The sequence below is a fragment of the Dyadobacter luteus genome (assembly GCF_003383615.1).
Taxonomy (GTDB): domain Bacteria; phylum Bacteroidota; class Bacteroidia; order Cytophagales; family Spirosomataceae; genus Dyadobacter; species Dyadobacter luteus.
The window spans coordinates 25,401-39,816 of sequence record NZ_QNUL01000027.1 but is presented as its reverse complement, the minus strand read 5'-3'; the positions used below and the strand labels follow the sequence as shown (position 1 = coordinate 39,816).

The 14,416-nt window shown below is 43.5% G+C and carries 14 protein-coding genes and 1 riboswitch; of the genes, 4 read left to right on the top strand and 10 right to left on the bottom strand.

All coding sequences use genetic code 11. The features are described from left to right. Positions 1-131 precede the first annotated feature (131 nt). The 3 genes from DSL64_RS23610 to DSL64_RS23600 form a co-directional block, all read right to left on the bottom strand. Complete coding sequence (locus DSL64_RS23610; protein ID WP_115833418.1) at positions 132-932, bottom strand: SDR family oxidoreductase; 801 nt, start codon at positions 930-932, stop codon at positions 132-134. 101 nt (positions 933-1,033) lie between these two features. Next, entirely contained in the window at positions 1,034-1,990 is a 957-nt protein-coding gene (locus tag DSL64_RS23605; protein WP_115833417.1) for a S66 peptidase family protein, read from the bottom strand. Positions 1,991-2,023: 33 nt separating this feature from the next. Continuing rightward, entirely contained in the window at positions 2,024-2,350 is a 327-nt protein-coding gene (locus DSL64_RS23600; RefSeq protein ID WP_115833416.1) for a DciA family protein, read from the bottom strand. Positions 2,351-2,477: 127 nt separating this feature from the next. Then, positions 2,478-2,586: riboswitch (SAM riboswitch) on the top strand. A gap of 172 nt (positions 2,587-2,758) precedes the next feature. Here DSL64_RS23600 and DSL64_RS23595 point away from each other — a divergent pair. Beyond that, positions 2,759-3,811: a homoserine O-acetyltransferase family protein gene (locus tag DSL64_RS23595; RefSeq protein ID WP_115833415.1), complete on the top strand. Its 1,053-nt coding sequence runs from the start codon at positions 2,759-2,761 to the stop codon at positions 3,809-3,811. Between the two features lie 84 nt (positions 3,812-3,895). After that, positions 3,896-4,660: a M48 family metalloprotease gene (locus tag DSL64_RS23590; protein WP_115833454.1), complete on the top strand. Its 765-nt coding sequence runs from the start codon at positions 3,896-3,898 to the stop codon at positions 4,658-4,660. A 75-nt stretch (positions 4,661-4,735) separates the two neighbouring features. Here DSL64_RS23590 and DSL64_RS23585 read toward each other — a convergent pair whose 3' ends face one another. From DSL64_RS23585 to mobA, 5 genes are all read right to left on the bottom strand, one after another. Beyond that, positions 4,736-5,506: a glycerophosphodiester phosphodiesterase gene (locus DSL64_RS23585; RefSeq protein WP_115833453.1), complete on the bottom strand. Its 771-nt coding sequence runs from the start codon at positions 5,504-5,506 to the stop codon at positions 4,736-4,738. Between the two features lie 108 nt (positions 5,507-5,614). After that, a complete protein-coding gene (locus DSL64_RS23580) occupies positions 5,615-7,939 on the bottom strand; it encodes an FdhF/YdeP family oxidoreductase (RefSeq protein ID WP_115833414.1) in 2,325 nt (774 codons plus the stop codon). Between the two features lie 2 nt (positions 7,940-7,941). After that, positions 7,942-8,310, bottom strand: a complete 369-nt coding sequence (locus DSL64_RS23575) for a DUF7009 family protein (protein WP_115833413.1) — start codon at positions 8,308-8,310, stop codon at positions 7,942-7,944. Next, positions 8,307-9,143, bottom strand: a complete 837-nt coding sequence (gene fdhD, locus DSL64_RS23570) for a formate dehydrogenase accessory sulfurtransferase FdhD (protein WP_115833412.1) — start codon at positions 9,141-9,143, stop codon at positions 8,307-8,309. Before fdhD ends, DSL64_RS23575 begins: the two co-directional genes overlap by 4 nt. Position 9,144: 1 nt before the next feature. Further along, positions 9,145-9,753, bottom strand: a complete 609-nt coding sequence (gene mobA, locus DSL64_RS23565) for a molybdenum cofactor guanylyltransferase (RefSeq protein WP_115833411.1) — start codon at positions 9,751-9,753, stop codon at positions 9,145-9,147. 164 nt (positions 9,754-9,917) lie between these two features. Between mobA and DSL64_RS23560 the strand changes: the two genes are divergently transcribed. Both DSL64_RS23560 and mnmA read left to right on the top strand, forming a co-directional pair. Beyond that, positions 9,918-10,961, top strand: a complete 1,044-nt coding sequence (locus DSL64_RS23560; RefSeq protein WP_115833410.1) for a hypothetical protein — start codon at positions 9,918-9,920, stop codon at positions 10,959-10,961. Positions 10,962-11,090: 129 nt separating this feature from the next. Continuing rightward, on the top strand, positions 11,091-12,197 hold the full coding sequence (gene mnmA / locus DSL64_RS23555) for a tRNA 2-thiouridine(34) synthase MnmA (protein ID WP_115833409.1): 1,107 nt from the start codon (positions 11,091-11,093) through the stop codon (positions 12,195-12,197). A gap of 156 nt (positions 12,198-12,353) precedes the next feature. Here mnmA and rlmB read toward each other — a convergent pair whose 3' ends face one another. Together rlmB and DSL64_RS23545 are read right to left on the bottom strand one after the other, a co-directional pair. Next, on the bottom strand, positions 12,354-13,121 hold the full coding sequence (rlmB, locus tag DSL64_RS23550) for a 23S rRNA (guanosine(2251)-2'-O)-methyltransferase RlmB (RefSeq protein ID WP_115833408.1): 768 nt from the start codon (positions 13,119-13,121) through the stop codon (positions 12,354-12,356). Next, positions 13,097-14,389, bottom strand: a complete 1,293-nt coding sequence (locus DSL64_RS23545) for a GWxTD domain-containing protein (RefSeq protein WP_115833407.1) — start codon at positions 14,387-14,389, stop codon at positions 13,097-13,099. Before DSL64_RS23545 ends, rlmB begins: the two co-directional genes overlap by 25 nt. Between the last annotated feature and the right edge of the window lie 27 nt (positions 14,390-14,416).

Here is a 14,416-nt window from a genome sequence, read left to right as displayed (position 1 = left end):
TTGGAGCAAGGCTAGTTTAAATGGACGCTGTCTTCCGCAAAGCCGTTCAGCCTGTAGCGACTAATTATTAGTTGTTAATGGTTAATGAGGGGCGATTTACCCCTCGACCATTAACCATTAACCCTTGACCCTTACTCCGGTATATTCTTCCTCACCTGATCAAACAGAACGTTGGGTAAAAAGCGTTTGAGGTAGATCGCGGCGACTTCTTTTAATCCTCCTATATAAATTTCTTTTTTGTCTTTGCTGACAGCCTGCAATATCTGGCGGGCACATTCATCTGCCGGAATACCGTTGGCCTGGTTGGAGTCCATTTTACCAAACTTACTTCCTGATTCATTCAGAGCATTGAGAGAGATGTTCGTTCTGATATATCCGGGGCACACCGTTGTTACTTTGATATTGTCTTTGTATCCTTCTGCTCTGAGTGAATCGTAAAAACCGTGCAAGGCATGTTTCGCGGCATTATAACCCGAACGCATAATAGTACCGATTTTTCCTGCCACACTGCTGATCACGATGAAATGGCCGCTTTGCTGTTTAATCATATACGGCAACACAGCTTTTGTGATTGCAACTGTACTGTAGAAATCAACATCCATCAATTTCCGGTACACATCCAGATCGGTATCAACGATATAGGAACGCTGACTTACGCCTGCATTGTGAATCATGATATCAATCCGACCGAAGGTATGAATGATTCTTTCTGCTGCCGGAACTGCTTTATCAAAGTCTGTTACATCCATAGGCAGGATTAATACAGAAGATTCAGGTAGGCCAGTCAGCTTACTTACACGTACCAGTTCTTCTTCTCTGCGCGCAGTAAGAACAAGTTTTGCACCTTGTTTCGCAAATGCCAGCGTAATGGCTTCACCAATACCGGAAGATGCGCCGGTGATCCATACTACCTTATTTTTAAATGTTTCCATATTGTTTTAAATAGCTGCGGGCACTTAGCGATTATCCAGGCAATCGATGTTTAAGAGCCAATGACAGTAATGAACAACTTAAATTTATTTATGGCTATAACCTACACCAGATCCGCTGACGGGTTTTGGAAGCGAAGTTGAACGCCCTCTTTTGTAATAGCTAAATGTGCAGTAGCACCAACAATCATGGTACGGTTGTCGGCCACATGTCCCACAGGGAAATTGTAACAAACCGGATATTTGTATGTCGATGTATGTTCTGCAATAATTTCATTTGCATCTTTTCCGAACGAGGGTGACGAATTGTCCCGCATATCGGAAAACTGACCAACAATAAGTCCGGCCAGATGATCAAGCTTACCGGCGCGTTTCAGCTGTATCATCATCCTGTCCAGATTATACATGTATTCATTCACATCTTCAATGAAGAGGATTTTGCCATTTGTGTCTGTATCAGTTGGAGAACCGATAAGATGAGCAAAAAGGCAAAGGTTACCTCCGATCAACTGTCCGGAAGCCTCACCGATACGGTTGAGCTCATGAGCAGAGATATCGTAAACAGGAAGATTTCCAAATAAAGCACCTTTGAGGGACTCAGCCGCTTCAACTGCGCCGATTTGAGTTATAGACTTGGCCATGGGGGCATGCATACCCGCAATCCCATTTTGATATAAACCCGCCAACAATGCCGTCAGGTCGCTGAACCCTACAACCCATTTAGGGGATTTCAAAAGTGTGCTATAATCAAGCTGATCAATAATCCGGGAACAGCCATATCCGCCACGCGCAGCAATGACGGCTTTAATTTCAGGGTCATCCAGCATACGTTGCAAATCCTGAAGCCTGTCTTCGTCGGTGGCCGAAAACTGATTGAAACTGCTTTTTAAAGTTGTTCCTTCCACGACTTCCAGTTCCCATTCGTCGCGTAACATAGCAATTCCTTCTTTCAGGTCGTCATATCTGACCACACTTGCAGGAGCTACTACGCCTACTTTATCACCAGGTTTCAGAAACGGGGGAAATACAATCGGATTAACGGAATGGTTGTTTTGTGACATCAGAAAGGCAGAGATCCATCGGGCGAATGAAGGTTAAATGAACACGACTTCTTCTACGAGGTCACTCTTCATTTCCCGGTTAATTAATTCAATGATTTTGTATTTGGCACGTACCAGCTCATTGCGTAACGGTGCAGATTCAATCTGAAGAAAAAGCGTACGATCCTTGATAAAGACTTTCTTTGTTCTGGAAGCAATTGCATCACCCATGATTTTATCCCAATGTGCAACTACATAGGACTGATCAAACCGATTCTTCAATTTGTACTTGTCCAGCATTTGCTCAATAGCATCTTTCAGCGGAGTTACCCCCGGGCGACGTGATGCTTGTTCTTTATTGAAACGATAATGTTGTGCCATAGTTAATGAAGACAGGATGCAAATGTACACATATACCGACTTAAATAATTCCATGCGGAATTTGTTTTTTCAGCCATCCGGCCTTAATATTGTGCCATCAAGTCAATTGCTTCACTATTCAGCGATTGATTTATAAAGAAGAGGCGAGAGAATGGGCTCTACGAACCTCTGGCAACCTGCTACCAAATAGGAGAAAGGTGCTAATTCCCACCTAAGTTATTTAGGAGATATAAACTCAATTCGTAAAAGAACTTACAGTTAGAAATTTCCGTAAGCCGGATGGCTTTAATCTCGTATCTGACGCTGAAACCGTTTTTCATTAGGTGGGTTATTCCGTATTGCTTGTGTTTTGTTACACCTGACATACGTTTTTAACTGATTTATAATTAAACCTGTGCTCTGGCACTTATGCAAGCGGAACAAAAAATATTCAGATATCCTTATACGTATTCTCTTGAACTGGGTCGTGAACTGCCTGGCTTTGAACTCGCTTACACAACGCTCGGAACCAGAAATGAGGCAGATGATAATATCGTCTGGATATGTCACGCGCTTACAGGAAATGCTTTTGCAGCCGAGTGGTGGGATGGGCTTGTCGGAGAAGGGAAATATTTTGATCCGGCCAAATACTTCATTGTCTGCGTCAATGTATTGGGATCAGCCTATGGTTCTACCGGACCTGCTTCGATCAACCCATTGACTCAAAAACCCTTTTACCGTGATTTTCCGATTATTACCGTGAAGGACGTGGTGGGTACTTTGGAAATACTTCGGCAGGAGCTGCAAATCAGAAAAATCAATATTTGCATTGGTGGCTCATTGGGCGGGCAGCAGGCGCTGGAATGGGCAGTAGAGGTTCCCGATCTTTTTGAAGAATTGATTCTGATCGCTTCCAATGCACTTCACTCGCCCTGGGGAATTGCTTTCAATGAATCGCAGCGTATGGCTATTGAGGCCGATCCTACTTACAGGGAAGATCATGAAGAAGGAGGAAAACTGGGTATGAGAGCTGCGCGTTCGATGGCGCTGTTGTCGTACCGCAATTATGATACTTATAACTTTACCCAGGCGCGCGATAATCCTGACCAGATTGATGATTTCAGGGCATCGTCCTATCAGCAATACCAGGGTGATAAGTTTATGAAAAGATTCAATGCGTATTCGTACTGGACTTTGTCGAAAATCATGGATTCGCACAATGTGGGGAGAAACAGAGGAGGAATTGTGCATGCGCTTGGTATGGTGAAAGCCAAAACACTGGTATTAGGTATCAAATCTGATTTGCTGTTCCCGCTTACAGAGCAGCAATTCATTGCAAAACACATCCCGGATGCCGTTTTCCAGGAGATTGATTCCTTATATGGTCACGATGGCTTCCTGATCGAATACAAACAGTTGGCGCAGGTGATCAGAGCTTGGCAGCAAACCAACGGGCAGCTTCAGTCGGCAAGATTGGAGTAAGTCTCCATGAATGATATTATTGTCGGTCCTGTACTTTTGTGCAGGACTTTTTGTTTGCATTTTATTCAGCTTAAATTTTTCATCATGCGCAAAATAGGAGCACGGTTGATACTAGCCCTAATGGTTATTTTGGGAACGTTGTATAGCTATTTCAGCAAAACCCAGGTGAATCCTGTGACAGGAGAGAAGCAGCGTGTGGGGCTGACTCCGGAAGAAGAAATACAGCTTGGTCTGAAATCTGCTCCGCAAATGGCTGCTGAGTTTGGCGGTTTGCATCATGACAGGTCATTACAAACTAAAATCAAGACGATTGGTAAAAAGCTTGTTAGTCATTCGGAGGCGGACAAGTCGCCGTATCAGTTTGACTTTCATGTATTGGCAGACGAAAAAACAATCAATGCCTTTGCATTACCGGGCGGGCAAATATTCATCACAGCCGGATTACTGAAACAGCTGCAAACCGACGACGAAATTGCCGGGGTATTAGGACATGAAATAGGCCATGTAATCGGACGGCATTCTGCTGAACAAATGGCAAAAGGAGATTTGCTGCAGGGACTCGCAGGAGCTGCGGGAGTAGCGGGAGGGGATTACACCACAGCGCAAACAGCACGTTATGTCGCCCGGCTGATCGACCTGAGTTACGGCAGGAGTGATGAGCTCGAATCTGATGATTTTGGTGTGAAATACATGGTCGCTGCTGGCTATAAACCGGAAGCGCTGTTAGCTGTGATGAAAGTGTTGGCCAAATCTTCAGATGGTGGAGTGGAGTTTATGAGTACGCATCCAAGTCCTGCCAACAGGGAAGAAAAAATCAGGGAAGCGATCGCGAAGTACAGTAAAAAGTGATCATGGTGTAGACGAAAAAAGGAATGCTTCCGGATGTTAACCGAAACCATTCCTTTGATAAACTTCTGATTCAGATTATTTAGTAATCTTCAATAACAGTTCAGGTTCGTTGGTTGTGATAAAATCAACGTTTCTTTCCAGAAACCATTTCATGGTTGCCTCATCGTTCACAGTCCATACGTTCGTAGACAATTTCAGATCCTGCAATTCTTTCAGGTAGCCTTCGTTTTTCTTGTAAACACTGAAATGATAGTCTGTACCATCAAGTCCGGCTGCTTTGATTTCAGCAGGTGTTTTATCTCCGTTCAGGTATTCCACATGTGCTTTGGGAGCCAACTCTTTCACTTTCAGACAAACATCAAAATCGAAAGCGATATAGTCTGTAATTTTTTCAACTTTATACTTTTTTACCAATTCTACGCATTTGGCAGCCAGTGCCAATGAACGTTCTTTGCTGATAGATGAAGTCTTGATTTCAAGAATCAACCTGGTCTTCTTTTGCTTCCCACCGGTTTTGAGATAGTTTTCCAGCATAGGCAGACTTTCTCCGTTACTCAGCTTGATTGCCGAGAGTTCAGCGGCAGATGTTTTTTCAATATGCGTTCCTTTGATTGCATGGTCGTGATGCACGAAAATCACCGAGTCGGACGACATGTGTACGTCAAATTCCGCACCGTAGCATCCAAGTTTGATAGCATGTTCCAATGCGCCGATAGAGTTTTCGGTAGCGCCGGTATTTTTCCATGCACCGCGGTGTGCAATCACTTTATTTTTATTTTGAGACATAACATCTGTAGCATTCAGGCAAAGAAGTGCCGCACAAAAAAGAATGGTTGTTTTTAACATATCAAGGTAATTATACATTTACAAAAAGCGCCTCTTTCGGACTATTTTCCGGTACAAAGAAAAGGAACGGATAAGGTAACAAAATATTAAATTTCCGTTAAGCCGGCATCACTTCAGCTGGTTCAGCCGAATATCATGTTTATTAACAATGATAACCACATACTTGGATGTAGGTGTATTGCTCTTCTCAGCTACGCTTTCTAACGGTACCAATACATTCGCTTCCGGGAAGTAGGTCGCACAGCAACCTTCAGGGATCGGATAAGCAAGAACGATGAACTTACTGACTTGTCTTTTGGAGCCTCCGAATTCATTAACCAGATCAACCAGATCACCTTCCTTCAGATTTCTTTCTCTGATATCACCGGCATTCATCAGCACCACACGGCGTTCGTTGTGTATACCTCTGTACCGGTCATTCAGGCCATATACCGTTGTGTTAAACTGATCATGGCTGCGAATGGTCATCATGATAAGCTGATCCTTTTCCAATTCGGTTTCCGGAGCTGTAGCGATGTTAAAATGTGCCTTTTGCGAAGGTGTATTGAAATTGCCCTCTCTGTTGCAGTTCGGCAGATAAAAGCCTCCTGGTTTGCGCACGCGCTCATTATAATTGTCGAACCCGGGAATCGTTCGTTCTATATCCTCCCTGATCACATCATAATCCCGCAAGTAACGATCCCAGTCGATCTTACTTCTTTTACCTAAAGTCGCCTTTGCCAGCTTGCACACAATGGCCGGTTCGCTCAGTAGATGTTCCGATACCGGATCTAAAACACCGTGTGAAGACTGCACGACACCCATTGAGTTTTCACAGGAAACAAACTGCTCTGCTCCCCCGGTTTCGTCTCTGTCGCTGCGGCCAAAACATGGAAGAATAATTGCTTCCTTTCCATGGATCAGATGACTGCGGTTAAGTTTGGTCGAAACCTGCACAGTCAGACGGCATTTTTGCAAAGCTTCAGCAGTGAGCAATGTATCTGGTGTAGCCGACAAGAAATTGCCTCCCATGGCGAAAAATACATGCGCTTTACCTTCATGCATTGCCTTAATCGCTTCCACTACATCATAGCCATGTTTGGCAGGCGGCGTGAAGCCGAAGTTATTTTCTATAGCATCTAAAAAGCTTTTTGATGGTTTTTCGTAAATACCTACTGTACGGTCACCCTGCACATTGCTGTGCCCGCGTACCGGACAGGTGCCCGCGCCGGGCTTGCCAATGCTCCCTTTCATCAGAAGCAGATTCACAATTTCCTTGATGGTATCGACCGCATTTTTGTGCTGTGTAAGTCCCATCGCCCAGCAGGCAATAATTTTCTTCTTAGGTGCCAGTATGCGGGCCGTTTCTTCAAGCTGTCCGAGCGCTATTCCGCTGGCTTTCGCCAGATCCTGGAGATTTTTCTGTTGTAAATTTTCTTTCCAACTCTCATAACCATGGGTTTGTTCCCGGATAAAGGCATGATCAAGAACGGAGCCGGGCGCTTGTTCTTCCATTTTTAACAGCATCATTTCAATGGCTTGTAATGCTGCCATATCGCCATTGATCTTTACCTGTAAAAAAATATCTGTCAGGTTTGGCTTCAATCCTAATACACCTTGTACCGTTTGCGGATTGTTAAAAGCCATCAGCCCTGTTTCGGGAAGCGGATTAATGGAAATGATGGTTGCTCCCTTAGCTTTTGCTTTTTGTAAAGCAGTGAGCATTCTTGGATGATTTGTTCCCGGGTTCTGACCGAGTATGATGATGGCTTCAGCTTCATAGAAATCTTCCAGCGTGACGGAGCCTTTGCCAATCCCAAGCGATTCATTCAGCGCAACACCGCTACTTTCGTGGCACATATTACTGCAGTCGGGCAGGTTGTTGGTTCCAAACTCTCTTACGAATAGCTGGTAGAGAAAAGCCGCCTCATTGCTCGTCCTCCCGGATGTGTAAAAAATAGCTTCGTCAGGAGTATTCAATCTGCCTAATGCAAATCCTATTTTCTCAAAAGCTGAATTCCAGGAAATGGGTTTATAATGTAAAGCTCCCTCCGGCAGGTACATTGGCTGGGCAATCCGTCCGGTTTTCCCTAATTCGTAATCTGACAGCGCAGCAAGCTGAGCTACCGAATTTTTTACGAAGAAATCAGGCGTAAGTTTTTTAGCCGTCGCTTCTTCTGCAACGGCACGAGCGCCATTTTCGCAATATTCTGCAATGCCGGATCTTTCGTCGTCCGGATCGGGCCAGGCACAACTCGGGCAGTCAAAACCACCTTTCTGATTGAGCTGCAACAAGGCTTTCATTCCGCGTTTAAAACCTGCCTCTTCTGTAACCATTTTAAGGGCAGATACTACAGCAGGTATTCCGGCAGCCACTTTGGCGATTTCCGTTCTGCGCAGTCCCGTAAGTGTTTCGGGGTTTTCCGGATTCGGATGTTGCTCTTGCTTGCTCATGATTAGCAGGATTTAAGGGGATTTTCATAGTTGTCCGACTGATCTTCCGTCGTATTATCCAGACACTTAAAGTCTTTTTCAATAAGAAGGTACAATGTATTTTCTCCGTCCAATAGCATATTGGCTTCAAATCCAACCAACTGATTGTCCGGCCAGTTTTCCAGGAAGGATTGTGGGACTGATAACGTAATCTGGTGTTCTGTGTAAGAGGCGGTTAGCTGCTCAATAGTAGCATCGCTTTTGACAGCATATCCAAATTGGGTTGTACCAAACGAAGTCGCATCTTCGATTCGTCCTGTGGAACAAAGCTTTTCAACCTCTGTCCGGGAAAGTCTGAATCGGACTGAATTTCCCTGTATCCTGATTTTCATAATTTGCTGATCCGGTCGAAACCTGTATAAATGTTGAATTTCTCTTTTGACAAAAAGCCTACCAATGTTATTCCTGAGGATTCTGCCAGTTCTGCTGCAAGGCTCGATGGAGCGCCAATAGCAGCTACTATCATGATGCCGGCCATGTGTGCTTTCTGTATCAACTCGAAACTGGCTCTTCCACTCAATAATAAAACCGATCCCTGAAGAGGTAACATATTACTTCGGAAGGCAGCGCCAATGAGTTTGTCAAGAGCGTTGTGCCTGCCCACATCTTCAAAGATCATTTGAAAATTTCCCTTAATATCGTACAGAGAGGAAGCATGTAATCCTCCGGTACTCTCAAAAATATTCTGTCTGCTATTCAGTTCCGAAAAGATTTTTAGAAATACCTGATCAGATACGGTCATTAATTGAGAAGAGGGCTGGAAAGACGAGGTAACATGTATCGCGTCAATGCTGGCTTTTCCACAAACGCCGCAACTGGAAGTTGTATAGAAGTTCCGCTCCGAAGTATTAAGATTCGGAACATAGCCCTCCCTGAGCACCACTGTAACTTTGTTAGGATCAAGTTCGTTTGATACTACTTTCTCAATCTGATTGAAATCGCGAATGATTCCTTCGGTAAAAAGAAATCCCAGGGCCAGCTCTTCATCACGGGAAGGCGTGCGCATGGTAACCGATACATTCTTTTTTATCCTTTTATGGTCCGACAAATAAGAAATACTGATTTCCAAAGGCTCTTCCACTGCCAGAAAATCATCCTGCCATATCAAACCTTCGCTTGTTGATTTCTGGATAGATCTTGTAACTACGGCTGTATCCGGATTCATGTCAAAATCGTTTTTGTAAAATACTGAGAATGCGCTCGTAATCTTCAGGTGTATCCGCACTCTTCATTGTTTCTAACTGTTCAGGTACATATTTCTCAGCGTTGTTTTGCCTTAGAAAATGCTGAAGAGAACGGTTTCCCTCGCGATAAAATTGCATCAGCAAAGGCGCACACTGCGCAGAATACCATCCTATTAATGGCTCATATTTGTTCTCGTTGTTATAAAAAGTAGCTGCAATGCTTTCTCTCCTGATTGTGTTCAGGAATGATCGAAGCTCTCTTATTGAAAGTAGGGGATAGTCGCAGCCAACGATCAGAAAGTCGTTCCCGGGATATTTTTCAAATGCAGTCAGTAATGACGCAATCGGGCCATTACTTTTATAAGCAGTTTTATCAGGAAGAGGTTGGTATGCGGCAGGAATGAGGTGTTGCTGTTTCTCGTTACAGGAAATAAATACCTGTTCGCAGAGTGCTGGCTCGTTCTTTAAAAGATCAGTAAGGTGAAAACACTGTGGTTTTTCGTAATAGGTCAGAAAAGCTTTATCCTTTCCCATACGCTGACTTTCTCCTCCGCCAACCACTAAACCATAAAGATGACTTTCTGTTTTCATAAGCTCAGTTCTTCCTGTGAAGTTAGCATGGTGAAACTTTAAATGGAGCTTATTTGTGGTTTAAGTTTGTTATCCATGTCGTGTAGCTAATCAGATTACGTTAATTTTTGTAGCTTGGTAATCCTTATAAAGTAAAGCAGCGCGTTGCAGTTAAATAAAAAGGTATGGAAAAGGGAGATGTGACTATTCTTAAAAAGAAGCCGATTTATCCGGTTAGTGCGGAGCTGAGAAGATATTTGCGGTTTTATCAGCGGGATGCCAAACTTCCGGTTAGTTACCACGATCTGCTTTATTTTCACGAATCATTTCCCGTGAGTGACAAATTTGGGAACGATACGCTTTGGGAAAGCCCAATGTATCCGCCTCACGAAATGGAGCGCCTGCATAACGGTTTAAAAAAGGCCTACGCGATGCTGAAGGCGTCAGGTAATCTGCGTATTGTTGAGCATAAGTATATAGACAGGATTGATTACTGCAAGTTTGGTAATTCGAACCCTTTTCGGGTTAAGATCGTAAACAGGCTGAACGATATTTACGATTATTTCTATATCAAAAAAGCAGATGCGTCGCGCATTTACGGACTGGAGCTGGAAGAGATTTTTTCGCCCAATCAGGTGAATTACCTGGTCGACGGAGAAACACTGGTGGAGGAACATATTGCAGGGATACCAGGAGATGTATTTGCGCAAACACGTTTAGGACATACTGATTACAATCCGATCCGTATAGCCAAAGAGTTTGTGAAATTCAATGAACGTTGTAAAATCACACTTCTGGGAGATATGCGGGCTTACAATTTTGTCATGCAGATCACGCCCGATTTTGACGATTTTCAATTTCGCCTGCGCGCCATTGATTTTGATCAGCAGTTTTATGAAGGAAATCTGAAAGTATATATGCCTCAGTTTTTCAAAGAAAACAGGGCTTACGTTGAGTTGGCAATGGAATACCTGACAGATAAAACAGTACTTCAGTATCAGCAGGAAGAGCAGTCATCGATTATGTATCAGGCTCGGAGTGAAAGGCATCGGCTTAAAGAATTGCGTGATGTTTCTATCAAAGACAATATTTCAACCCCGGAGAATATTCATCAGTTGAGCTCTGGTTTGGCAAAACATTATCAGGATTCACACTACAATCACTGCAAAAGTATGACAGATATTATTGAACTGAATATCAAGAATGTAATCAGACAGGTGATTTCCTGATGGATATTTAGATTTAAGGTTTATCGTACAATATCGCTACCTTTGGGGAACTTAACAGCAGATTTTTGTCGTTAGCAATTTTCAATTTAAACAAAATCGGAAGGCGTTCAACCTTCGCAGATTCTCACCATGAGTAAACACGGACGAATACTGGTCGCTATGAGTGGCGGCATAGACAGCTCTCTGGCGGCTGTAATGTTACATGAGCAAGGTTACGAGGTGATCGGTATGACGATGAAAACCTGGGACTATGCAAGTAGCGGTGGCACCAAAAAAGAAACCGGTTGCTGTTCGCTCGACTCCATTAATGATGCCCGTAGTATAGCTGTAGAGCTGGGTTTTCCTCACTATATTCTTGATATCCGGAATGAGTTCGGGGATTATGTAATTGATCACTTCACAGGAGAATATCTGGAAGGCCGTACGCCTAATCCATGCGTTTTGTGCAACACACACATCAAGTGGGATGCGTTGTTACGTCGCGCTGACAGACTCGACTGCGAATTTATCGCTACGGGGCACTATGCCAATATGAATATTCATAACGGACGTCATTATGTATCAAAAGGAATTGATGCATGGAAGGACCAAAGTTATGTGCTTTGGGGCGTATCTCAGGAAAGTCTGAGCCGTACGAAGTTGCCCCTGGGACATTTGCATAAAACTGAAATTCGTGAAATGGCGAAGCAGCGCGGTTTTATTGATCTTGTAAATAAAGCTGAGAGCTATGAAATCTGTTTCGTTCCGGATAATGATTACCGCGGATTCCTGAAACGTCGTATTCCCGGATTGGAAGCGGAAGTGGCAGGAGGGAATTTTGTATACGAAGACGGCACCGTTGTAGGGAAACATGAAGGATATCCATTCTATACTGTCGGGCAGCGTAAGGGGCTTGGGATAGCGTTGGGACGTCCGGTATTTGTGACAGAAGTAAGAAAAGATACAAATGAAGTTGTGCTCGGCGATTTGCCTGACCTTTTCCGTGATGGAATGGTAGTGGGTAAATTGAACTGGCAGAAATATGATGGGATTACAGAGCCATTAGAAACCGTTACCAAAGTACGTTACAAACATGAAGGAACTCCGGCTACGCTTCTGCCTGAGGGAGATGGAAAAGTGAAAGTTCATTTCCATGACGGTGTAAATGGCATCGCACCTGGCCAGGCTGCTGTTTTTTATGAAGGAGACGATGTAGTTGGCGGTGGCTGGATTATGAAGAACTTTAGGCAGGCTTAGGAAGAAGTTACAAGAGTTATAAGGAGTTAAGGAAGTTAGGCGTCAGGTGTCCTACGTTTTTAACTCCTTTTTTATTTAAAGTACTCAAATAAAAAAGGAGTTAAAAGCTCTGTGCTCTTAACTCCTTTTCATTCTTTAACTTCTTAACTCCTCATTTTAAACCCTCTGCCTCACAGCTTCATAAAGAATAATTGAGCTGGCAACTGCAACGTTTAACGATTCAACCTTACCATTCAAAGGAATTCTTGCACCGCTATCGGCCAGTTGTATAAATTCTTTGGAAATACCATCTTCTTCAGAACCCATAATGATAACTGTCGGAACTGAAAAGTCAATATCATAAACAGATTTGTCTGTTTTTTCAGTACAAGCTATAATTTGCAAGCCGCTGTTGCGAAGGTAAAGTAACGTCTCATATAGATTCGGTTCTCTGCAAATCGGAAGGAAGTTCAAAGCTCCGGAAGACGTTTTCATCGCATCCGCATTAATCTGTGCTCCTCCCTTTATTGGCACGATAATACCCTGTACACCTGCACACTCAGCAGTACGGGCGATAGCTCCAAAATTTCTTACATCTGTTATTCTATCCAGTAATAGGAAAAATGGAACTTTACCATCCTCATAAACTTGCGTAAGCACATTGTGCAAAGGCATATATTGGATAGGGGACACAAAAGCAATCACCCCCTGGTGGTTTTTCCGTGTCACGCGGTTCAGTTTTTCAACCGGAACGCGCTGATAGGGAATACCAAGTTCTTTGGCGAGTTTTTCAATCTCAGCCATACCAAGCTCTCTCTGAATAAATAATCTTTCGATCTCCTTTCCTGAGCGAAGTGTTTCAAGTACCGACTGTGTACCAAAAACCATATCCGCCTGGGATGGTCTTGGGGCGGGTTTTCTTACCGTATAGTTCCGTTTCTCCATGCTTCTACCATTGGATACCAAATTGGCTGATATTCGGCATACCGAACCAGCTCATAGTGATCATCCACAAATTGATTGTTTCTTCTGTTAAATGTAAAATTGACGTTCTGTGCATTACCGCGGCGCTCATAAGTCCAGACTTCGCGGTCTTTGCTGCGTTGTACCTTATCCGGTGAACCCAGAACAATATAAATCATTCCCTTGTCGGTTTTCCATCCTTCTTTATACGTTGTAAAAAGCGTATTTGCTTCCTCCACACGCGTATAGAAAGATTTGATGGATTGACGCGCAAGCTCTTCGTTGCCGTTCATCAGATTAAGCCAGTACTTATCGAGTGCCTTCTTGAAATCTTCCGCTTTTTTGATATCGGCGATTTCTGTATTTGTACTCATGTAAAGCAAAGGCCCTAACAACATTTCAGGCTGCGTAGTTTTAGGAAAACGCTCGTTTACAATCAGGATTCCCATTCCCTCAGACTGAGTAGTATCGGAAAATATGTTGTAAAGACCCTCCTTTTCAAACGTAATGGGTTCGTTTGTTCTGATTGTAAACGAACTGTCCACCTGCAGTGATTTTGCTGCCGACTTCGGAGGGGCAGTATTCATAGGAGAACCTGCCGGATCGAAGCTGTGCTTGTAGTAAAACACATGCAGTTGATCAGCACTCTCGTTGGCTCTTTTGATTGTAAACTGTTCGTTGGAATTGATGTAATGGCGTTGCAATGGCTCAGAACTTGCAGCCGTATATACGCCATATAGCTCACTGGTCGACTGCTTTTTAAAGCGGATAGTAAGGTCATTTAATACTTTTTTCAAAGTGCCGGTCTGGCTGATCTCACTTAGCAATACACCATAGTCCTTATTCGGACTCTTCACGTCGAAGCTGATGACGATTCTGTTACCAACCTTACTTACATTAGAGTTGGTAAGTTTCACATTACCATATCCCAGCCTGTCGCGTGCACCGTAGTCGGAGTAAATGACATAATTGAGATTATATATTCTTATAAAATCATCGACCGGGATGCTGTTTTTGCCACGATAGGCATCCACATACAAGTATACTTTTACCTGAGTGGTGTCTTTGATCAGATATTTGCTCTGGATTGACACCAGAGAAAGTTCTTCACTGGATGGAGGCGTTGCTGCCTGTTCAGATGCATATACCTGAGCCTCGGGCAGAGGTTTGGCAACCTTTCCTGATGATGCACAGCCTGCAAGCACAACAGCCGCAAAAAAAGACAGATATACTCCTAAAATATTTTTCATAGAAATCTTTTCATCATTTTCTCAAAT

Bases quoted from the DNA above. Each gene is read 5' to 3' on its own strand.
- DSL64_RS23590 (WP_115833454.1), top strand. From the start codon at position 3,896: ATGCGCAAAATAGGAGCACGGTTGATACTAGCCCTAATGGTTATTTTG.
- mobA (WP_115833411.1), bottom strand. From the start codon at position 9,753: ATGAAAACAGAAAGTCATCTTTATGGTTTAGTGGTTGGCGGAGGAGAA.
- DSL64_RS23580 (WP_115833414.1), bottom strand. From the start codon at position 7,939: ATGAGCAAGCAAGAGCAACATCCGAATCCGGAAAACCCCGAAACACTT.
- rlmB (WP_115833408.1), bottom strand. From the start codon at position 13,121: ATGGAGAAACGGAACTATACGGTAAGAAAACCCGCCCCAAGACCATCC.
- DSL64_RS23545 (WP_115833407.1), bottom strand. From the start codon at position 14,389: ATGAAAAATATTTTAGGAGTATATCTGTCTTTTTTTGCGGCTGTTGTG.
- DSL64_RS23585 (WP_115833453.1), bottom strand. From the start codon at position 5,506: ATGTTAAAAACAACCATTCTTTTTTGTGCGGCACTTCTTTGCCTGAAT.
- DSL64_RS23605 (WP_115833417.1), bottom strand. From the start codon at position 1,990: ATGTCACAAAACAACCATTCCGTTAATCCGATTGTATTTCCCCCGTTT.
- DSL64_RS23610 (WP_115833418.1), bottom strand. From the start codon at position 932: ATGGAAACATTTAAAAATAAGGTAGTATGGATCACCGGCGCATCTTCC.
- DSL64_RS23600 (WP_115833416.1), bottom strand. From the start codon at position 2,350: ATGGCACAACATTATCGTTTCAATAAAGAACAAGCATCACGTCGCCCG.
- DSL64_RS23595 (WP_115833415.1), top strand. From the start codon at position 2,759: ATGCAAGCGGAACAAAAAATATTCAGATATCCTTATACGTATTCTCTT.
- mnmA (WP_115833409.1), top strand. From the start codon at position 11,091: ATGAGTAAACACGGACGAATACTGGTCGCTATGAGTGGCGGCATAGAC.
- fdhD (WP_115833412.1), bottom strand. From the start codon at position 9,143: ATGAATCCGGATACAGCCGTAGTTACAAGATCTATCCAGAAATCAACA.
- DSL64_RS23560 (WP_115833410.1), top strand. From the start codon at position 9,918: ATGGAAAAGGGAGATGTGACTATTCTTAAAAAGAAGCCGATTTATCCG.
- DSL64_RS23575 (WP_115833413.1), bottom strand. From the start codon at position 8,310: ATGAAAATCAGGATACAGGGAAATTCAGTCCGATTCAGACTTTCCCGG.